We start from the raw sequence: 20,924 nt of genomic DNA, 5'->3' as shown, positions 1-20,924 counted from the left end.
ACGAGGGGGGATATAGCGGCCGATTTCGGAGGCGTCCAGTGGGTCTGAGCGGATTTTTTACAGAAACGTAAACTTTGTTTCTGCGGTCAGCTTTTCTTCATGTGTAACTGCACCGATGTCTGTCAGGGCTATTAGGTGTGCCAGCACGTTGCGCGTTGCAGCGCCCATCAGGTGCATGGGCACGTCATAGATGTCGCGCGCCAGTTCAGCGGCTGTTGCGGGGCCGCTGCGCAGGGCGCCCAGAATCTGGGTGGTGCGTTCGCGGCGGTGCTGGGCGAGTGCGGCGATTCGGGTGGAGGGCGATCCTATCGGGTCGCCATGTGCGGGGTAAAAACGGGCGGCACCGATCTGATCCAATCGCTCGAGTGAGCGCAGATAATCGGCTAGATCGCCGTCGGGGGGCGAGATGATGGTCGATGACCACGCCATCACGATATCGCCGCAAAATACCACGTCGTTCCATTGGAAGCTTAGATGTCCGCCCGAATGGCCGGGCGTGTGCAGGGCGCGAAGCTGCCATTCATCGGTGGTGATGACGTCGTCGTCGCGAAGCCGCTGATCGGGTGTGAAGGCCATGTCCAACCCTTCGCCCCCACCCATTCCGGCGGCTCGCGCCAATCGCTGCATGCTGGGTGAACGACCTGAAAGCGCCTCGCCAAAGGCCAGTACAGGGGCGCCAGTCATTTCGGCCAGGCGGCGTGCGCCTGCGCTGTGATCCAGATGGGCATGGGTGACGAAGATATGGCTGATACGGTTTTGAGCCGCATCGATGAGCGCCGCCAGATGTCCGGCATGGTCAGGCCCCGGATCTATCACCGCAACCTGATTGCGGCCTATGAGAAAGGTGTTGGTTCCCGGCCCGGTCAGGGGCGAGGGATTTGGCGCAAGGATTACCCGCGGCTCTTTCACATCGTCTTTCATGTCGATAGTTTAGTGCGCAAAAGGCGGGTGTCCATGGCGAACCAGGGTGAAACGGGCTGGCTGAAGCGGTTTGTGCCGCGTGGTCTTTATGGTCGTGCGGCTTTGATCCTGTTTCTGCCGGTGGTTGGTGTGACGCTTGTGGTGACGGTGATGTTCCTGCAGCGCCATTTCGAGGGCGTGACTCGTCAGATGACAGCCAGCATGGCCCGCGAACTGACCTATATTTCCCAACAGATGGATATCGCGGTGAATTCGGCATCTTCATTGCTGGTCGGACAATCGATTGGCAATCCTTTGGGGTTGTCGATCTATGTGCCCGCGATAAGCGGCAAGGATGATACGCGCAGGCTGTTTGATTTCTCGGGGCGGGTCGTCATCGAAGAATTGCGCGCGACGGTGCCCGAAATCGACGGGATTGATCTGGCGAGCAATGACAAGCGTGTCGCGGTCAGGATGGAGGGCGACAACGGCTCTTACACGATTGCGTTCGACCGCCGCCGGGTCAGTGCCTCGAACCCGCATCAGTTGTTGGTGCTGATGGTCTTTACGTCGCTGTTGATGACCGGGATTGCGACGATCTTTTTGCGGAACCAGTTGCGCCCGATCCGGCGGCTGGCCCATGCCGCTGAAGAATATGGCAAGGGCAGGATGGTGCCATATCGCCCCTCCGGCGCGACCGAGGTACGCAGCGCGGGCACGGCCTTTCTGGACATGCGTAACCGGCTGGAGCGTCAGAACGATCAGCGCAAGCTGATGCTGTCGGGGATCAGCCACGATCTGCGCACCCCGTTGACGCGGATGCGGCTGGCCATGTCGATGATGTCACCCGACATGGCGCCGGATGATGAAGACATCGCCGCGATGGACAGCGACATTGCCGAGATGAACCGGATGGTCGACGCGTTTCTGGATTATACACGCGACGAAGCGCAGGAGAGCGCCGCCGAGTCGACCTCCGTGACAGAGTTCCTGACCGGCATCGTCGCAGATGCTGAACGGGCCGGGCGGAACGTCGAGTTGTTGCGGATCGAAGGCGACCGCGACGGTCAGGCTAAATTCCGCCGCGATATGTTGCGCCGGGCAATCGACAACCTGATCGGTAATGCCGCCCGCTATGGCAAGAAGGTTCAGGTGGACGCAACGCTTGGCCCTCGCAGTCTGCGGATCGGGGTCGAGGATGACGGTCCGGGCATCCCGCAGGAAAGCCATGAAATGGTGATGCGGCCTTTCACGCGGCTGGATACGGCAAGAAGCCGGAACAACGGGCAGGGGGCGGGCGCAGGACTGGGGCTTGCCATTGCGGCGGATGTTGCGCGCGGGCATGGCGGGCAGTTGCGGCTGGGCAGGGGCGAACGGCTGGGCGGTCTGCGGGCAGAGATTGTTATTCCGCGCTAAGCATTCCTGCCGGCTCATGCACAACAGGTTGGTAGGGAACATGCATTGGCGGGAAATATCTTGTATTCTTCCTGTCATATTGAACGGACGCCCCGCGCATCCTAAATTGGCGTAACGCAGGGGCTGTATGCCGCCATGATGGGGCTACGGCTTCGGGCAGGAAAGGAACGCATAATATGAACGAATTTGCTTCTCAGACCTATCCGGTGCTGCCGCTGCGCGACATTGTGGTGTTTCCCCACATGATCGTGCCGCTGTTTGTGGGCCGTGACAAATCGGTCCGGGCACTGGAAGCCGTGATGGAGTCGGACAGCCCGATCCTTCTGGCCGCACAAAAAGATGCTTCGGTTGATGAACCGACCGAAGACGGTATTTACCGCACCGGCGTTCTGGCCAATGTGCTGCAATTGCTGAAACTTCCCGATGGCACCGTGAAGGTGCTGGTCGAGGGGCGGGAGCGTGTGCAGATCACTGATTTCGTGCCGAATGAGGATCATTTCGAAGCGGCAGCGATCGTTCTGGCCGAAACCGATGGCGACGCCGCCACGGTGACCGCGCTGGTGCGCACCGTCGCCGACGAGTTCGAGCGTTATGTCAAAGTGCGCAAAAACATCCCGGAAGAAGTCGTGACCGCAGTTGCCGAGGCGAAAGAATCAGGCAAGCTGGCCGATCTGGTCGCAGGGCACATGGGAATCGATCTGGATCATAAACAGGACTTGCTGGACACGCTGGACGTGGCCGAACGTCTTGAAAAGGTCTATGCCCATATGCAGGGCGAAATGTCGGTCCTGCAGGTCGAGAAAAAGATCAAGTCGCGCGTCAAGACCCAGATGGAAAAGACGCAGCGCGAATACTATCTGAATGAGCAGATGAAGGCCATTCAGAAGGAATTGGGCGATGGTGAGGATGGCCAGAACGAACTGGCCGAACTGGAAGAAAAAATCGCCAAGACAAAGTTCAGCAAGGAAGCCCGTGACAAGGCAGAATCCGAGCTGAAAAAGCTGAAGTCGATGTCACCGATGTCGGCCGAAGCGACGGTCAGCCGCAACTATCTGGATTGGCTTCTGGCGCTGCCATGGGGCGTGAAATCGCGCACCAAGAAGGATCTGAACAAGGCCGAAGCCATTCTGGACGCCGATCACTATGGTCTGGACAAGGTCAAGGAACGCATCCTTGAATATCTGGCCGTGCAGTCGCGCAGCCAGAAGCTGAAAGGACCGATCCTGACGCTGGTTGGTCCTCCGGGTGTGGGTAAAACTTCGCTTGGGCGGTCAATCGCCAAGGCCACCGGGCGCGAATTCATCCGCATCAGCCTTGGCGGTGTGCGAGACGAATCCGAGATCCGCGGCCACCGTCGGACCTATATCGGTTCGATGCCGGGCAAGATCATTCAGGCGTTGAAGAAAGCCAAAACCACCAATCCGCTCATCATGTTCGATGAAATCGACAAGATGGGGCAGGATTTCCGTGGCGATCCGGCCAGTGCAATGCTTGAGGTTCTTGATCCCGAACAGAACTCGACCTTCGTGGACCACTATCTTGAGGTGGAATACGATCTGTCGGACGTGATGTTCGTGACCACGGCTAACAGCTATAACATGCCGGGTCCTTTGCTGGACCGGATGGAGATCATCCCGCTGAGCGGCTATACCGAAGACGAAAAGCGCGAGATCGCGCGCCACCATCTGCTGGACAAGCAGATCAAGGCGAACGGCCTGCGCAAGGGCGAGTTCAACGTCACCGACGATGCGCTGACCCATGTCATCCGGTATTACACCCGTGAAGCTGGTGTGCGCTCGCTGGAGCGAGAGATCGCCAAGCTGGCCCGGAAAGCCGTGACCGAGATCCTGAAAGGTGACGTCAAGTCCGTGACCGTGACGCCTGAAAAGGTCGAGGAATATCTGGGCGTGCGGCGTCATCGCTATGGTCTGGCCGAGAAAGAGGATCAGGTTGGTGTTGTCACCGGTCTGGCCTGGACCTCGGTCGGTGGTGATCTGTTACAGATCGAAGCGTTGCGGCTGCCGGGTAAGGGCCGGATGAAAACCACCGGTAAACTGGGCGATGTGATGAAGGAATCGATTGATGCGGCGGCAAGCTTCGTGCGCTCGATCGCGCCTGAAATCGGGGTGAAACCGCCAGAGTTCGAACGGCGCGACATCCACGTCCACGTGCCCGAGGGCGCGACGCCCAAGGACGGCCCGTCCGCGGGTCTGGCCATGGTGACTTCGGTCGTGTCGGTCATGACGGGTATCCCGGTCCGCAAGGACGTGGCGATGACGGGTGAGGTGACGCTGCGCGGTAATGCGCTGGCCATCGGTGGCTTGAAAGAAAAGCTGTTGGCGGCGCTGCGTGGTGGCATCAAGACGGTGTTGATCCCGGCGGATAACGAAAAAGATCTGGCCGAGATTCCAGATAACGTGAAAACCGGCTTGAAGATCATTCCGGTCGGCAATGTCCGCGAAGTTCTGAAGCACGCCTTGGTCCGCATGCCAGATCCGGTCGAGTGGGATGAAGCGGCAGAAGAAGCCGCAGAAGCCGCAAGACTGGCTGGACGTCAAGAAAGTTCCAGCGGCTCGGCTGTGGCTCATTAAGTCAGAAAAACAGCCGCTTAGGCAAAAAAAGGGCCGGATCGCGTGTCGATCCGGCCTTTTTTGTTTTTCGGTCCTTGCATTTTGCTTTACCTTACGTAAGCTATCAGAGGTGAAGAGGTTTTTTTCCAAAAATCGGAGATAGTTCGTTATGGCAAAGCGATCTGGTCCGGCCTTCGCCGGACAGTCAGGCGCAACGTCTTCCGATGGGGCGGCGCCGCAGCCGGCGAAGGTTGTGCAGAAAAGAGATTTCGTTGATCGCGTTCTGGCCGCAAGCGGCGCGAAAAAGGCCGAGGCGCGACCGGTGATCGAAGCGACCCTGGATCAGTTAGGGCGTGCGCTGGCCGCGGGCGAAACTTTGGCGATCCCGCCTTTGGGGCGCGCGCGGGTTACCCTGGAAAAGGATTCGCGCGGCGGAGAGGTGATCACTCTTCGCCTGCGCCGCAAATCTTCGACTGACTGACCTTACCTTCTATTGCAGCCGCTGGACCTTGCTGCTAAATGGCTCAGCAATGGGTGATTAGCTCAGTGGTAGAGCGCTTCGTTCACATCGAAGATGTCAGCGGTTCAAATCCGTTATCACCCACCATTATTCTGCGGGCCAAGCGCCCTTTCCGGGTCGCCTATACGGCGACCTTTTTTTTTGAGTCTGGCATGTCGGAAAAAGGCGTCTATCCCGATCTGTATCTGATCCGGCATGGTGAAACCGAATGGAATGCCGAAGGGCGGATGCAGGGCGTATTGGATTCGCCGCTGACCCCGAAGGGACGGGCGCAAGCCGCACGAATGGCCGCGCTGGTGAATGGCGTTCAAGGGCAGCGGTTTTCCAGCCCACAGGGACGCGCCCTTGAAACCGGGCAGATCGTCTTTCACGGCACCGATTTTGTAACCGATCAACGTTTGGCTGAAATCGACATCGGCGAGTTCACCGGCCAACTGATTGCGGATCTGCGCATTTCCCATCCCACAATTTTCGATGGGAATGGGTTGGCATGGTATGACAAGGCTCCGGGAGGAGAGCATCTGGACGGACTGTTCCGGCGCGCGGCCTCATTTCTGGATGATCTGACGGGGCCGGCAATCATCATTACGCACGGCATCACCCTGCGAATGCTGCGTCTTTTGGCGCTGTCATGGCCATTGTCGCGCTTGGAAGCGCTGCCGACCGAACAGGGCGCGGTTCACGTGGTCCGGGGGGGACACCACGAAATCTGGCGGCCTTGAAGAAAATCAATCTGCCCTCTGGCGCTATCCGAAAAGTGGCGCTAATAGAGGCGCCGGCGGGCGGTTAGCTCAGTTGGTAGAGCGCTTCGTTTACACCGAAGATGTCGGGGGTTCGAGTCCCTCACCGCCCACCATATTTTTCAATTACTTATGTCATATTTTCGAAGTGGTCCGAGGCTCGTCGAACCTGAGATCGCCGTTGGGTCATGATTTTCAGCGCATCACCGGCGTTTTCACCTGAGTGAGTGATCCGCGACCCACCCGTTCATCAGACGTCTGGCGATATAGGCCGCGCAGCGTGCGGTCAGTCCGGTTGTATCGTTGGGCGGGCAAAGTTCCACGATATCTGCAGCGATGAGTTTACCAGAGGCGAGCACCCGGTCGATCAAACCCTCTGCCACGTGCAGCGGTATCCCGCGGGCTGCCGGTGCGCTGACACCGGGTGCCAAAGCGCCGGGCAGGGCGTCCAGATCAATCGTCAGATAGATTGCATCGGAAGCCGCGCAAATCTGGTCAATGGCGGCAAAGCCAGCCTGTGCCTCCGTCTGAAGTTGATCATCCGGCACGATCTGCACATCCCACTCCCGCGCGCGCTGGAAAAGGGCAGCGGTATTGCCCTCGCCCGCGACGCCCAGAACCGCATAGCGGAAATTGTCCGGGTCGGCCTGACGGATTTGCCAGAAGGGCGTTCCAGAAGACGGGCCAGCGCGGCCGACGCTGCGCAGATCCAGATGGGCGTCGATATTGATGATGCCAATGCGATCATGAGGTCGGGCCAGTCGCAGGCCTGACCATGTGCCAAATGCTGTTTCGTGCCCGCCACCAAGAACCAGAACGCGCTTGTGATCCAGCAACAGCCGCGCAAGGTGTTTGGCCAGCATCTGCTGACCCGGGGCCGGGTCTTCGCCTGTCACCAAAATATCGCCAGCGTCGTGGAAGCCGTCAAGGTCGGGCGATGCGGCCAGATTGGCCAGCGCGTGTCGTATCGCGGCGGGGCCAGATGCCGCGCCGCGCTGTCCTTGGTTGCGCCGAACACCAGCGTCGCAGCAAAATCCCAAGATGGCGATATCTGCATTGGCCCGCCCGGCAAGATGGTGCATCCGAAGGGCCTGCGGGCCGTCTTCGGGATCTTCCCGCCCGGACCAGGGTTGCGCGTCGCGATATTTACACATGCCAGTCTTCCGTTTTCGAAACGTTGTCAGGACAAGGCCGGTCGCGCTGGTCCTGACGTTTTGCAGTCAGGTCAAAATACCGGGCAGAATCAATTGATGTTCGCGCGCGCAGTCCAACGCGATCTCATAGCCTGCATCAGCATGGCGCATGACCCCGGTTGCCGGGTCGTTCCACAAGACACGTGCGATCCGGCGATCAGCGTCTTCGGTTCCGTCGCAACATATCACCATGCCAGAATGCTGGGAAAAGCCCATGCCGACACCGCCGCCGTGATGCAAAGATACCCAGGTTGCGCCGGACGCGGTGTTCAGCAGCGCGTTCAGAAGGGGCCAGTCCGATACCGCGTCGCTACCGTCGCGCATCGCCTCGGTCTCTCGGTTCGGGCTGGCGACCGATCCGCTGTCCAGATGATCGCGGCCAATGACGATGGGGGCGGACAATTCACCGTTGCGGACCATCTCGTTGAAAGCAAGGCCCAGTTTGTGACGAATGCCCAGCCCAACCCAACAAATGCGGGCGGGCAACCCCTGAAAGCTGATCCGCTTTTGGGCCATGTCCAGCCATTTGTGCAGGTGCGGATCGTCCACAAGCTCTTTTACCTTCTGGTCGGTCTTGTAGATGTCTTCCGGGTTGCCTGACAGCGCAGCCCAACGGAAGGGCCCGATCCCGCGACAGAACAGCGGACGGATATAGGCGGGCACGAAACCGGGGAAGGAAAAAGCGTTTTCCAACCCTTCTTCCAGCGCCATCTGACGAATGTTGTTTCCATAGTCGACGGTCGGAACGCCCATGTCGTGGAATGCCACCATCGCCGCCACCTGATCGCGCATCGATGCACGGGCCGCCCGCTCGACGCCCTTTGGGTCGGTTTCCTGCCTCGCCTGCCATTCTGCGACCGTCCAACCAGTCGGCAGATAGCCATGCACAGGATCATGGGCCGAGGTTTGATCGGTCACGAGATCGGGGCGCACGCCACGACGGACAAGATCGGGGAAAACCTCGGCTGCGTTGCCAATCAAGGCAACGGACTTTGCTTCACCCGCCGCGATCCAGCGGTCGATTAGGGCCAGCGCATCTTCAAGGTTATCCGTCTTTTCATCGACATAACCAGTGCGCAGCCTGAAATCGGCGCTGGTTTCGTTGCATTCAACCGCAAGGCAACATGCCCCGGCCATCACGGCAGCCAAAGGCTGCGCGCCGCCCATACCGCCAAGGCCGCCGGTCAAAATCCATTTGCCTGTCAGATTGCCGCCATAATGCTGGCGCCCTGCCTCGACAAAGGTTTCATAGGTGCCCTGCACGATGCCTTGACTGCCGATATAGATCCATGAACCGGCAGTCATCTGGCCATACATGGCCAGACCTTTCTTATCCAACTCGTTAAAATGATCCCAATTCGCCCAATGCGGCACAAGGTTTGAGTTTGCGATCAGAACACGCGGGGCATCCTTATGTGTCTTGAAAACGCCGACCGGCTTGCCCGACTGGACCAACAGGGTTTCATCCACCTCCAGCTTTCGAAGCGCCTCGACGATCAGGTCGAAATCTTTCCAGGTCCGCGCCGCGCGACCGATGCCGCCATAGACGACCAGGTCATGCGGGTTTTCAGCCACGTCGGGGTGCAGATTGTTCATCAGCATCCGCAAGGGCGCTTCGGTCAGCCAGCTTTTCGCCGTGATTTCTGTGCCCGTTGCGGGAAAGATGTCGCGTGTATTATGGCGAGGGTTGTTCATCTCGATTATACCTTCTTGAAGGCGCGGTCCCGAAGTTGAACCGGGTTTGCGATTGCCAAGGATATTTCGCGCCGCCGCAGGGGCGCGTCACGGACGGAGGTCGGCCAGAATGTCCGGAGACAGGGCGTCGGTCAGGGTGGCGTCACGTATCAGATGTGCCGCCGCCACCAGATCGGGCGCCAGATAGCGATCCTGCTGCAACGCCGGGATCGTCTGGCGCAAACGGGCGACGACCTGCTGCAACGATCCAGAGGTCTTCAGGGGCGCACGAAACTCAATGCCTGCGGCGGCGCAAAGCGCCTCGATTCCAAGGATGTATTGCAGATTGGCGTTCATCCGTTTCAGCCTGCGCGCGCCATGTGCCGCCATTGAGACGTGATCCTCCTGATTGGCCGAGGTGGGCGTTGAATCGGTCGAACAGGGCGTCGCCAGATGTTTGTTCTCGCTCATCAATGCGGCCGAAGTCACCTCGGCTATCATCAGGCCGGAATTCAGCCCCGGTTCCGGGGTCAGGAAGGCTGGCAGATGATGGCTAAGCGCCGGATCGACCAAAAGCGCGATACGGCGTTGTGCAATTGCACCGATTTCCGCAATCGCCAGCGCGATCTGATCGGCCGCAAATGCGACCGGCTCGGCGTGGAAATTGCCACCCGATACAATTTCATCAGCATCGACCAGAACCAGCGGATTATCCGTGGCCGCATTCGCCTCGATCTCTAACGTGCGGGCAGCCTGCCATAGCAGGTCGATGCAGGCACCGGTGACTTGCGGTTGGCAGCGAATGCAATAGGGATCCTGCACACGCCCGTCGCCCGCGATATGGCTGTCGCGAATTTCGGAACCAGCAATCAGATCGCGCAACACGCGGGCGGCTGCAATCTGACCCTTATGACCGCGAAGGGCGTGAATTTCTTCGTGAAAAGGTGCGGTCGATCCCATTGCCGCGTCGGTCGACATGGCAGATGTGACCAATGCTGCACGGGCCGCCGCAAAGGCTTCGAACAGTCCTGTCAGGGCGAATGCCGTTGAAACTTGCGTTCCGTTAATAAGCGCCAAGCCTTCCTTGGCGGTCAAGGTAAGCGGCTGCAACCCTGCAGCCGCAAGCGCCTGTGCCGCTGGCATCTGTTGCCCTTCATGATGGGCCTGCCCTTCACCAAGCATCACGGCAGCCATGTGCGCAAGCGGGGCAAGATCGCCGGATGCACCGACCGAACCTTGCGAAGGGATGACGGGCAGCACGTTGCGCGCCAGCATGTCTTCTATCATCTGGATCAGTGCGGGTCGCACACCCGACGCGCCGCGTCCCAGTGACAACAATTTCAGCACCATGATCAGACGAACGGTTTCCGGCTCGATCGGCTCACCCACGCCACAGCAATGCGACAGGATAAGATTGCGTTGCAGGGTCGCCGTATCCTCGGGCCGGACCTTGATCGAGGCCAGTTTGCCAAAGCCGGTGTTGACGCCATAGACAGGCGCGTCGCCCTGTGCCGCCGCTTCGATCCGTTTGGCCGACCGCAGAATGCCCACATGGGCCGAAGCTGCCAGTTTGACGGGCAATCCTTCGCGCCAGATTTTTTCCAGCTCTGCCAGGTTGGCGGAACCCGGCGTAAGGGTTAGTTCAGACATAGATGCCCCCGACGATGCGTTGGTGAAGTGGGTTGAAGCCGACACGATAGCTAAGCTCTGCCGGGTCTGTGATGTTCCAGATCGCCAGATCCGCGCGCTTTCCAACGGCGATTTCGCCACGATCCGACAAGCCAAGTGCCCGCGCGGCATTGGTCGTGACACCGGCCAGACACTCGGCCGGCGTCATGCGGAAAAGCGTTGCCCCCATATTCATTGCCAGCAGCAGTGAGGTCAGCGGCGAGGTGCCGGGGTTGCAATCTGTCGCCAGCGCCATCGGCACGGCAGCGTCGCGCAATTTCTGGATCGGCGGCAGCTTGGTTTCGCGCAACGTATAGAACGCCCCCGGCAGCAGGACGGCGACGGTGCCCGAAGCGGCCATCGCCGCGATGCCGTCATCGCCCAGATATTCAAGATGATCCGCCGACAATGCACCGTGATCCGCAGCCATCTTTGCGCCACTCAGATCGGACAGTTGTTCGGCATGCAGCTTGACCGGCAAGTTCAATTTCGTGGCCTGATCGAACACGGCCTGCATTTCGGCGACCGAAAAGGCGATGCCTTCGCAGAAGCCGTCCACCGCATCAATCAGCCCTTCGGCATGGGCACGCTTCATGCCCGTTATGACGATCTCGCGCAGGTAGCCGTCGCGATCGTGCCTGTATTCTGGTGGCAGGGCGTGGGCCGCCAGCCATGTCGTTCGGATAGAGATCGGGCGTTCCCGCTTAATCTGTCGCGCGACGCGCAACATTTTCAACTCTGCCTCGATTTCCAGCCCATAGCCGGATTTGATCTCCAGCGTCGTGACACCTTCGCGCAGCAACGCATCCACGCGCGGCAAGGCCTGCGCCAAAAGTTCCCCTTCAGACGCGCCGCGTGTTCCCCTGACGCTGGACATGATGCCACCGCCTGCCTGTGCAATGTCTTCGTAGCTGGCACCCTCCAGCCGCATCTGAAACTCTTTCGCGCGATCCCCGCCGTAGATGATATGGGTGTGGCAATCTATCAGCCCGGCAGTCGCGATGCGGCCACCGAAATCCGTAACCGCCGCGCCTTGATAACGATCCGGAAGCTGAGCTTTGGAGCCGATCCAGGCAATTCGACCTGCATCCAAGACGATGCTGACCGGGTCCGAGACGGTGGCTTGCTGAGGCGTTTTGTCGATGCTGACGATTCTGACGTTGCTGACAATTTTCATACCCGCGCCTCCATTCTTGTAAATATGTTTAGATATATTGAATGATTATGTCTATAAGTATTTTGACGACATTCGGGCCGCCGGTTCTTTGCCGGGTCTGGTCCGGTCTGAAAATGACTGTATGAAAAGAGATAGCTGTCCAACAGGCCTCAGCTGGTTGGCGGGCCATAAGGGTAAAAGGAAGATTTGTGACGGAATATTTGCCGGGCGGCACTTCCCCAAAGGCGCAATTGATCGCGGATGAGGTGCGCCGCCGCATAGCCACGCAGCAATGGCAGCAAGGTCAGCGGATCCCGGACGAGGCAGATCTTGCAGTCGAATTCGGGGCGGCGCGCGCGACCGTCAACAAGGCCCTTCAGGTGCTTGCTGACGAAGGCTTGCTGGAACGCAAGCGCCGTGCAGGAACGCGGGTTGTCGTCAATCCCGCCCGCAAGGCGACCTTCACCATTCCGATCATCCGTGAACAGATCGAAAAGCTTGGGCAAAGCTACAGCTATCGCGTTTTTACGGTTCGACGCGGTCCGCCGGGTAACAGGATCGTCACGGATCTGGGCGTTCCAGCATCCGCACCATTCGTCCATTTGCAGGCGGTCCATTATGGCGACGGCCAGCCGTTTCAGTTCGAGGATCGCTGGATCAATCTGGCTGCAGTTGCAGGAATGGAAAATCTGGACTTCAAACATATCAACGCAAATGAATGGTTGGTCCGGAATGCCCAATACCTACGGGCGGATATCGAGTTCTCCGCCGAAAATGCCACCGCTCGGGAAGCACAGCTACTTGGTGCAACGGCCGGAATGGCGTTGCTGGTGCTAAGCCGGAACACATGGAACGACAAAGGGCTTATCACCAGTGTGCGCATTGCTTGCAGGCCCGGATTTTCGATGAAAGCGCTGGATTGAACCCTGTCACCTGAACCCCATGACCGACCCGGAAAACCCTGGGCGATCATGAGGATTGTCAGAGGTTACCAGCGCCCGCGCTGTTCAATCGGGGCAGGGGGAACCGGCTGCGTCACCAGAAAGCTTTTGCGTTTTTCGTAGAATGCGTTCCCGCCAGCAACCAACACATAGTGCATGTTGTCATAGGGGAAGGTGTAGCCATGCGTGTGGAAGAACATCGCGTTCTGGATCATGGGGTGGCGTTCGCCACGCAGAACGGCAATTGCCGCCTCGCGGACATCCGGGATCGCCTTCGAGTCCATTTTGCGGGTCATCACGCCCGGCGCGAATTGCCCCTTTTGGCCGACAACACCACAGACCGTATTCGGATACTTCTCTGACTCGACCCGGTTCATGACCACGCTGCCAACAGCGATCATGCCGTCGCGGCTGGACCGATTGGCTTCGAAATAGATCGCCCGCATCATACAGTTCAGGTCGCTGCGCGAACCGCCCGAGACGCCAGATGAATCGCCACCGCATCCCGCCAGCACAAGAAGCGCAACGGCAACCGTCGCGGCACGCCGCGTCTTTGTATTTGTGATTTTCATAAGCTTGTTTTTGTTTTCACTGCCCGATGTCGGCAATCTTGCCGTGAACATTGGTTTTCTTCAAGCTTTTGCAGTCTCAGGCGCCGTTCGATTGCAGCCATTGGCGTAGATGCGCCTATTTGCACCACTGCCGTGACTTGGAAAACAAGTAAGCCGCCTTGCGGCGGCTTCTTGATTGACATGGGAATCAGGGGCGCGACTGCAGCAGTCCCATAATCTCTTTGGTTTTTTCCAAGATCGGCGTTGCGACTTCGGCCGCACGAACCGAACCTTCGCCAAGGATACGGTCAATTTCGGCCGGGTCGGCCATGTATTCGCTCATCCTGCGGGTAATGGGTTCCAGCGCCGCGACGGCGATCTCGGCCAAAGCTGGCTTGAAGGCGCCAAAGCCCTGACCTTCGAACCGGGTCAGGACCTGATCGGGCGTCTCATCCGACAGCGCGGCATAGATGTTGACCAGATTGCGCGCCTCGGGGCGGTCTTTCAGACCCTCCATCGCGCCGGGCAGAGGTTCTGCATCGGTGCGTGCCTTGCGGATTTTCTGGGCGATTGCATCGGCGTCGTCCGTCAGGTTGATCCGGCTGGCATCCGATGGATCGGATTTCGACATTTTCTTCGATCCATCCCGCAGCGACATGACGCGGGTCGCCACACCTTCGATCAGCGGTTCAGTGATCGGGAAATGCTCGACGCCGTAATCGTGGTTGAACTTGGCCGCGATGTCGCGGGTCAGCTCCAGATGTTGTTTCTGATCCTCACCTACGGGAACGGCAGTCGCCTGATAGGTCAGGATGTCCGCCGCCATCAGCGCGGGATAGGCCAGCAGGCCAAGGCTGACATTTTCCGTATTCTTGCCCGCTTTGTCCTTGAACTGGGTCATGCGATACATCCAGCCGACACGGGCAACCGTGTTGAAAAGCCATGCCATTTCGGCATGTGCGCTGACCTGGCTTTGGTTGAACAGGATCGAACGCGCAGGATCGACGCCCGCCGCCATGAAAGCCGCTGCCGCTTCGCGGGTGCGCTGCGGCAGGATCTGTGGATCCTGCCAGACGGTGATCGCATGCAGGTCGACGATGCAATAAATCGTCTCTGCCTCACCGCCTTGCAGGGCGGCAAAGCGTTTCAAGGCACCCAGATAATTGCCGAGCGTCAGCCCGCCGGAGGGTTGGATGCCCGAGAAGATGCGCGGGGTAAAGCGCGTGTTGGTCGTCTCGCTCATGTCAGGCCTGCTTGGATTTTCCTTGCCGTTGGCTTAGCTGCTGCATGCAGCGACCGCAACCGTGAAGGAAACCCGATGCGCCATCAGATTAACGAGTCCCCGATCAACCCCTTGCCGATTACCGTATGGTTGTTGGCCTTGCCGATCATCATCAGCGAGATCGTCTTTGGGCTTGGACAGGCGGGCATCATTGGCGGCGCGCAAGGGGTAGGGCTGCGCTTGACGGCGATGCAACACGCAGCCTTCGCACCCGAGATGATCCAGCGCATGTGGCAGGTTGGCATCGTCGACTGGTCGCAGCTTTATCGCCTGCTGAGTTTCAGCTTTGTCCATGTCAGCTTTACACATGCCGCGTTTGTCGTGGTGTTCACGCTCGCGCTTGGCAACATGGTCGCGAAAGAGTTCCGGCCACGGGCGGTGATCACGTTGTTCTTTGGCTCGGCCATCGGGGGGGCTTTGATCTATACCGTCATCATGACGCTGATCCGTGCACCGTTAGAGCCGCTGATTGGTGGCTATCCTGCCGTTTACGGGCTGGTCGGGGCCTTTACCTTCCTGCTGTGGACACGTCTGGCGGCGGTCAACGCAAACCGGATGCGTGCCTTTGCCCTGATCGGCATGCTGCTGCTGTTCCAGCTGGTCTTCGGGCTGGTCTTTGGCGGGGCAGGTTATGGCTGGATCGCCGAAATCGCAGGCTTCTTCTGCGGCTTCGGGCTTAGCTTTCTGCTGGTCGATGGCGGGATCAAGCGCGCCGTATATCACATCCGGCAGCGCTGACCCGCGTGGCCTTAGCGGCGTTTGACGGCTGCCCTCAGTTCCGACATGCGGGCGGCCCCGGTGGCAAAGCACAGTGCAAAATAGATCGCCGCGCCGCCGAAAACCAGAACGGCCAGTCCCGGAACGCGACCGATACCGCTGTCTGCCAGCCAGTTTTCCATGAACCAAAGCGCGACCGCCATCAGGCCCGAGGAAAGGATGATCCGAGGGGTGGCGCTGCGCAGACGGGCATCAGCTGCGGCGGCCTGACCCATGCTGCGGGTGCCCCACCATAGCTGGATGACCATGACCCAAGCAGCAATCGTGGTGCCAAGCGCGGCGGCAAGAAAGCCGAGGAAGGGCATAAGGCCAAAGGCTACGCCCGCGTTGACAAACATGGACATGACCGCAAAGCGGAACGGCGTCTTGGTATCTTCCCGCGCGAAATACAGCGGTTGCAGAATTTTTTGCAGCACGAAGGCCGGCAGGCCAAGTGCGTAGACCACCAACGCCCGAGAGGTCATGATGGTGTCATGGGGCGTGAACTGGCCTCGCTCGAACAAGGTTGCGACCATGGGCTGCGCGATGACTGCAATCGCAAAGGCGGCCGGCAGTGTCAGGAACAGCCCGAACTCGGTCGCGCGGTTATAGGCGAACTGACCGCCTGCGTGATCGTCGGCACGCAGGCGACGGGCCAGCTCGGGCAGCAAGACGACGGCCACAGCGGCGCCGACAACGCCCAGCGGCAGTTGATACAGGCGGTCGGAAAAGGACAACCAGCCGATTGCGCCTTCAAACCGCGATCCGACCTGACGCCCGATCAGCAGGTTCAATTGCACCACACCGCCCGCAAAGGCGGCGGGCAGCGCGACGGCCAGCAGGCGTTTCATATCCGGCGACAGACGCGGCCTGCGCGGCACAAACGTCCAACCGGTGCGATGTGCGTCCCACCAGACCAGCCCCAGCTGGGCGATCCCTGTGATAGGGGTGGCCCATGCCAAGGTCAGGCCCAGATCCCAGCCTTCCCAGCGCCCCAGATACATCGCCACGATGAACAGCAGGTTCAGCAATACGGGCGCGGCGGCGGCGGCGGTAAAGCGGCTGTTGGCGTTCAACACGCCTGATACCATAGAGGCCATGGAAATCAGCAGGATATAGGGAAATGTGATTCGCCCGTATTCAACGGCCATGGCAAAACGCTCATCCCCGTAAAAACCCGATGCCATCAGCCAGACCAGCACCGGCATGAAGATCATGGCCAGCGCCGACAGGATCAGCACGACGATGAACAGCCCCGAAAATGCCTCGGACGCGAAGCGTTTGGCATTCTCGGGATCTTCCAGCTTCTTGGAAAACATCGGGACGAAGGCGGTGTTGAACGCGCCCTCGGCAAAGAAGCGGCGGAACATATTGGGCAGTGACAGCGCGATCAGAAACGCCTCGGCCATGGCACCCGTGCCCAGCCATGCTGCCATCAGAATGTCACGCACGAAGCCCGACACGCGAGAGATCAACGTCCAGATTCCCACCGACAGGAATCCCCGGACCAGCCCGGATTTCATGTTATTCTGCCTCTGCTCGTTTCGCGCCGTCAGCGATGGCCATGCGCAGCTTTTTTTCCAGCGTCTCGCGCTTGCCTTCGCTGTGAAGTTTCAGCCCGAACATATCCTTCACATAGAAACTGTCCACAACCTGCGCACCGTAGGTGGCGATCACGGCGCTGACGATCTGGATATGGTTTGCCGCCATCGTCCGGGTCAGATCGTAAAGCAGGCCGGGCCGGTCACGGGTATCGACCTCGATGATGGTATAGATGTCGCTGCCTTCATTGTCGAAGGTGACATGGGTCGGAAAGCGGAATTCCCGGTTGCGCTTCTTGGGTTTGTCGCGCGAGGCAAAAGCCTCTCGGGCCACGATTTCGCCGGCCAGCGTCTTATGGATCGTCTGACGCAGGCGCGGCAGGCGATCGTCGTCAAAGGGATGCCCCTCGGCGTCCTGCATCCAGAACACGGCGGTCGCAAAGCCGTCGCGCGTGGTATAGGTGCGCGCATCGACGATATTCGCCCCCATCAGTGACAGCGCACCGGCCAGGCGGGAAAAGATGCCCGGATGGTCAGCCAGAACGAATGCCGCGCGGGTGGCGTCACGGTCAATGTCCGCGCGCAGGTCGATGCGGATTTCCTCGGGTCCGATATCGCGCAGCATTTCGGCAAAGACGGCTTGTGTTTCCGTTGGCAGTCCGGGCCAGTAACTATCATAATGGCGGGCTATTTCGGCCCGCAATTCCTTGGCGTCCCAGCCTTTCGCGACCAGCAGGTGACGCAGGCCGCGTTTCGCCTCGTTCTGGCGTTTGTCGCGGTTCAGTTCTTCCAGACCGTTTTCCAGAACCTCGGCGGTCTGTTTGTGCAGGCGGCGCAGCAGATCGGCCTTCCAGTTGTTCCAGGTGCCCGGCCCGACGCCGCGAATGTCGCAAACGGTCAGCACCAGAAGCAGGTCCAGCCGCTTGCGGGTTTTGACGGCCTTGGCAAATTCCTTCAGCGTGCGCGGATCAGATATATCCCGCTTTTGCGCCACGTCCGACATCACCAGATGGTTGCGCACCAGCCATTCGACCGTGTCAATATCGTCCTGCGAAAAGCCGAAGCGGGTCGCCACACGGCGTGCCAACCGTGCGCCAAGGATCGAATGATCCTCGGGGCGGCCCTTGCCGATATCGTGCAGAAGCGTCGCCAGATACAGAACACGCCGATTGACGCCCGCATCCATGATTTCGTGCGAGATCGGCAGGTCGTCGGTATGCTCTCCTCGTTCGATTTCGGCCAGCGCCGCGACGCATTGGATGGAATGCTCGTCCACGGTGTAATGATGATAGACATTGAACTGCATCATCGCGACGACGGGTTCAAATTCCGGGATGAAGGCGCCCAGCACACCCAGTTCGTTCATCCGGCGCAGGCCACGTTCGGGATTGCCGTGCTTCAGTAGCAGATCCATGAAAATTCGGATCGCTTCGGGATCAGATCGCACCTGATCATCGATCAGATCAAGATTGGCCGCCACAAGCCGCATGGCATCAGGATGGATCAGGACACCCGTCCGCAGGGCTTCTTCGAACAGGCGAAGAATATTCAGCGGATCTTTCAAAAATGTATCATCATTTGCGATGGCAAGGCGGCCGTGAAGATCCACGAATCCATCTTTCAGCTTGCGGCGACGCCGGAACAGGCGGCCAAGAAAGGGCGCGCTGCGGACATGGCTTGCTTCCAGCTGCGTCAGGAAAACCCGGGTCAACTCTCCTACGCGGGTTGCGTGACGAAAATAGTTTTGCATGAAATACTCAACGCCACGCCGCGCGGGGGTATCTTTGTAGCCCATGCGGCGGGCAACCTCGACCTGCATGTCGAAGGACAGCACGTCCTGGGGGCGACCTGCGATCAGGTGCAGATGGCAGCGGACTGCCCAAAGGAAATCTTCGGCCTGCCAGAAGGCGCGATGCTCTTCCCGCGTAAAAACGCCCAAATCCACCAGTTCAACCGCGCGATCAACACGGTGGATGTATTTTGCGATCCAATAAAGGGTTTGAAGGTCGCGTAACCCGCCTTTGCCCTCTTTGACGTTGGGTTCCAGCACATAACGCTGGCCGCCCTGACGCTGGTGGCGGGCCGCCCGCTCTTCCAGCTTGGCTTCGATGAATTCAGGCACGGTTTTCGAGAAAAGTTCGGTCCACAGCCTTTCGCGCAGCTCTTCGGCCAGGGGCGCGTGGCCGGTGACCAGACGATGTTCCACCAATGACGTGCGGATGGTCATGTCGCTGGCGCCCAGGCGTAGGCAATCATCAACGCTACGGATCGAATGGCCGATTTTCAGCTTCAGATCCCACAGCATATACAGCATGGATTCGACCACACTCTCGGCCCATGGGGTGATTTTCCAAGGCGTCAGAAACAAGAGATCGACGTCTGACGCGGGGGCCATTTCGGCCCGCCCATATCCGCCGACCGCCAGCACCGCCAGCCGATCATTCTCTGACTGCACCTGTAAAGGATGCAGATAGTTGATCGCGACATGATGGATAGCCGTCACCAGACCATCGGTCAGGGTGGCAATGGCGCGAACGGTTTCGCGGGCGGCACGTGGATGGCCAGAGAACCCCGCTTCGATGTCTGCCATCGCCTTTTGGCGGGCGGATGACAGCGCGATACCGTTTTGGCGCGAATATCTTTCGGCTCGGAAATCCCCGCCAAAACCGTATCCAGAATGGGCAGAAAGGCTTCAGGGGCAAATACGACATGCGCCCCGGGCAAGGCCGGGGCGCTTTGAACAGAATTGTCGTTGACTGTATCGGACAAGATCAGAAACCAGCTCCACCAAACCCGCGCGGTGCGGGGTCAAGGATGACCAGCTGATTGCCGCGAATGCTCGCAACCGACATCGCACGCTGTGATGTTCCATCGGGACGCAGACGGAACACACCGTTGACGCCCGCAAAACCCGAACGCTGTGTCAGACCCGACGTGGTCAGGGCATTCCGCTTGCCCGCGCGCACCAGCGACGAAATCGCGGCCACGCCGTCATAGGCCAAACCGGCCAGTTCGTGCGGCTGCTCGCCATAGGCGGCGCGGTAACGCGCATCGAACTGTGCCTTCAGCGATTGATCCGGGATCGCGAACCAGCCGTTTTGCAGTTGCGGCATACCAAGACGGTTCGTCGGTTGATCCCAACGGGTCAGCCCCATGAACTGGGTCACAGGCGACGAGACACCCGCTGCTGTCAGCTTTTGCGTCAGATAGGGCAAGACTGCCTGATTATTTGCAGTCATGAAAACCGCATCGACGCTGCCGGATTGCGCAGCCGCCACGATCTGCGGGGTTGCCGCGTCTATGCCACTGATGGACACGGGGTGGTTGGTGCGGCCGGCAAGGCGTGCGCCGTTACGAGCAATGGCCTGTTCAATGGCGCGGCCACCAATTTGGCCAGCGATATCGTCCTCGGCCACGACATAGACGTTTCGCTTGCCCTGACGGACGCCATAGCCAACCAGTCGATTGGCGATATCGGCAAAGCTGGTGCCAAGAATAAAGACGTTTCCACCCGCAATCTCGGTATTGTTCGAGAAGGATAGAACGTTGATATTGCGGTCACGCATGGCGTTGCCGACCGCGTTGGCACCTTCGGCGAATAGCGGACCAATAATGATCTTTGCGCCCGCGTCGGCTGCAGCATTGGCTTGAGCGACGGCACTGGCCGTGCTGGTGCCGCTGTCATAGATGCGCAGGTCGATATTGGCGCCCTGTGCGTCGGCGGCGGCCATTCGCGCCGCGTTTTTCAGGCTTCGGGCCAACCGCTCCAGATCGGCAGAGCCACTGCCTGCGGGGGCCAGAAGCGCCACCTGAACCGGCTGACCCGGTTCGATCAATTGCCCGTAATTGGTTCCGATCGTGGTTTGCGAGCCGTCCATCGGCTGACAGGCAGCGATGACAAAGGCAGATACGACGGCGGCGGCACGGCCTAGCATTCGGCGCAGACCCGAAGCTGGCCGGGTTGTGGCAGATGCGAACATGTGAAACTTCCCTGCTGTACAATTTGCGATCAGCGA

The 20,924-nt window shown here is 59.4% G+C and carries 15 protein-coding genes, 2 tRNA genes and 1 pseudogene; 8 read left to right on the top strand and 10 right to left on the bottom strand.

Annotated features, from left to right (window positions below; all coding sequences use genetic code 11):
* Positions 1 to 57 precede the first annotated feature (57 nt).
* A complete protein-coding gene (locus H4P12_RS11045; RefSeq protein ID WP_187793726.1) occupies positions 58 to 921 on the bottom strand; it encodes an MBL fold metallo-hydrolase in 864 nt (287 codons plus the stop codon).
* Positions 922 to 954: 33 nt separating this feature from the next.
* Between H4P12_RS11045 and H4P12_RS11040 the strand changes: the two genes are divergently transcribed.
* From H4P12_RS11040 to H4P12_RS11015, 6 genes are all read left to right on the top strand, one after another.
* The gene (locus H4P12_RS11040) at positions 955 to 2,316 is read left to right on the top strand and encodes an ATP-binding protein (protein WP_187793725.1); all 1,362 of its coding nucleotides are present in this window, start codon (positions 955 to 957) and stop codon (positions 2,314 to 2,316) included.
* Positions 2,317 to 2,492: 176 nt separating this feature from the next.
* Positions 2,493 to 4,907 (top strand): endopeptidase La, encoded by a 2,415-nt coding sequence (lon, locus tag H4P12_RS11035; RefSeq protein ID WP_187793724.1) that lies wholly within the window; start codon positions 2,493 to 2,495, stop codon positions 4,905 to 4,907.
* A gap of 148 nt (positions 4,908 to 5,055) precedes the next feature.
* A complete protein-coding gene (locus H4P12_RS11030) occupies positions 5,056 to 5,367 on the top strand; it encodes an HU family DNA-binding protein (RefSeq protein ID WP_187793723.1) in 312 nt (103 codons plus the stop codon).
* Between the two features lie 51 nt (positions 5,368 to 5,418).
* Positions 5,419 to 5,493, top strand: a tRNA-Val gene (locus tag H4P12_RS11025).
* A 65-nt stretch (positions 5,494 to 5,558) separates the two neighbouring features.
* Positions 5,559 to 6,128 (top strand): histidine phosphatase family protein, encoded by a 570-nt coding sequence (locus tag H4P12_RS11020; RefSeq protein ID WP_187793722.1) that lies wholly within the window; start codon positions 5,559 to 5,561, stop codon positions 6,126 to 6,128.
* 58 nt (positions 6,129 to 6,186) lie between these two features.
* Positions 6,187 to 6,262, top strand: a tRNA-Val gene (locus H4P12_RS11015).
* Positions 6,263 to 6,361: 99 nt separating this feature from the next.
* On the opposite strand, the gene hutG is transcribed toward H4P12_RS11015, so the two are convergent.
* The 4 genes from hutG to hutI all read right to left on the bottom strand — a co-directional run bounded on the left by hutG (position 6,362) and on the right by hutI (position 11,858).
* A complete protein-coding gene (hutG, locus tag H4P12_RS11010) occupies positions 6,362 to 7,300 on the bottom strand; it encodes a formimidoylglutamase (protein WP_187793721.1) in 939 nt (312 codons plus the stop codon).
* Between the two features lie 66 nt (positions 7,301 to 7,366).
* The gene (hutU, locus tag H4P12_RS11005; protein ID WP_187793720.1) at positions 7,367 to 9,034 is read right to left on the bottom strand and encodes a urocanate hydratase; all 1,668 of its coding nucleotides are present in this window, start codon (positions 9,032 to 9,034) and stop codon (positions 7,367 to 7,369) included.
* A gap of 87 nt (positions 9,035 to 9,121) precedes the next feature.
* Positions 9,122 to 10,663, bottom strand: coding sequence for a histidine ammonia-lyase (gene hutH, locus H4P12_RS11000; RefSeq protein ID WP_187793719.1), 1,542 nt, complete (start codon positions 10,661 to 10,663; stop codon positions 9,122 to 9,124).
* On the bottom strand, positions 10,656 to 11,858 hold the full coding sequence (gene hutI / locus H4P12_RS10995) for an imidazolonepropionase (RefSeq protein ID WP_187793718.1): 1,203 nt from the start codon (positions 11,856 to 11,858) through the stop codon (positions 10,656 to 10,658). Before hutI ends, hutH begins: the two co-directional genes overlap by 8 nt.
* A 188-nt stretch (positions 11,859 to 12,046) precedes the next feature.
* On the opposite strand from hutI, the gene H4P12_RS10990 reads away from it, so the two are divergent.
* Positions 12,047 to 12,760 carry a histidine utilization transcriptional repressor HutC gene (locus tag H4P12_RS10990; protein WP_343069809.1) on the top strand — a complete coding sequence of 238 codons (714 nt, stop codon included), beginning with the start codon at positions 12,047 to 12,049 and terminating at the stop codon, positions 12,758 to 12,760.
* A 65-nt stretch (positions 12,761 to 12,825) separates the two neighbouring features.
* On the opposite strand, the gene H4P12_RS10985 is transcribed toward H4P12_RS10990, so the two are convergent.
* Complete coding sequence (locus tag H4P12_RS10985; RefSeq protein ID WP_187793717.1) at positions 12,826 to 13,350, bottom strand: cell wall hydrolase; 525 nt, start codon at positions 13,348 to 13,350, stop codon at positions 12,826 to 12,828.
* A 187-nt stretch (positions 13,351 to 13,537) separates the two neighbouring features.
* A complete protein-coding gene (trpS, locus tag H4P12_RS10980) occupies positions 13,538 to 14,572 on the bottom strand; it encodes a tryptophan--tRNA ligase (protein WP_187793716.1) in 1,035 nt (344 codons plus the stop codon).
* Between the two features lie 75 nt (positions 14,573 to 14,647).
* Here trpS and H4P12_RS10975 point away from each other — a divergent pair, with 75 nt between their 5' ends.
* On the top strand, positions 14,648 to 15,349 hold the full coding sequence (locus H4P12_RS10975; RefSeq protein ID WP_187793715.1) for a rhomboid family intramembrane serine protease: 702 nt from the start codon (positions 14,648 to 14,650) through the stop codon (positions 15,347 to 15,349).
* An 11-nt stretch (positions 15,350 to 15,360) separates the two neighbouring features.
* Here the strand turns inward: H4P12_RS10975 and murJ are convergent, their stop codons facing one another.
* The 3 genes and pseudogenes from murJ to H4P12_RS10960 form a co-directional block, all read right to left on the bottom strand.
* Positions 15,361 to 16,890, bottom strand: a complete 1,530-nt coding sequence (gene murJ / locus H4P12_RS10970; protein WP_187793714.1) for a murein biosynthesis integral membrane protein MurJ — start codon at positions 16,888 to 16,890, stop codon at positions 15,361 to 15,363.
* 1 nt (position 16,891) lies between these two features.
* Positions 16,892 to 19,677: pseudogene (locus H4P12_RS10965) on the bottom strand ([protein-PII] uridylyltransferase).
* 2 nt (positions 19,678 to 19,679) lie between these two features.
* A complete protein-coding gene (locus tag H4P12_RS10960; protein WP_246449239.1) occupies positions 19,680 to 20,843 on the bottom strand; it encodes a penicillin-binding protein activator in 1,164 nt (387 codons plus the stop codon).
* Between the last annotated feature and the right edge of the window lie 81 nt (positions 20,844 to 20,924).

The organism is Paracoccus amoyensis, from assembly GCF_014490725.1.
Lineage (GTDB): Bacteria > Pseudomonadota > Alphaproteobacteria > Rhodobacterales > Rhodobacteraceae > Paracoccus > Paracoccus amoyensis.
Note: the sequence above shows the minus strand (reverse complement) of the source record. Positions and strands in the feature narration are given on the sequence as shown.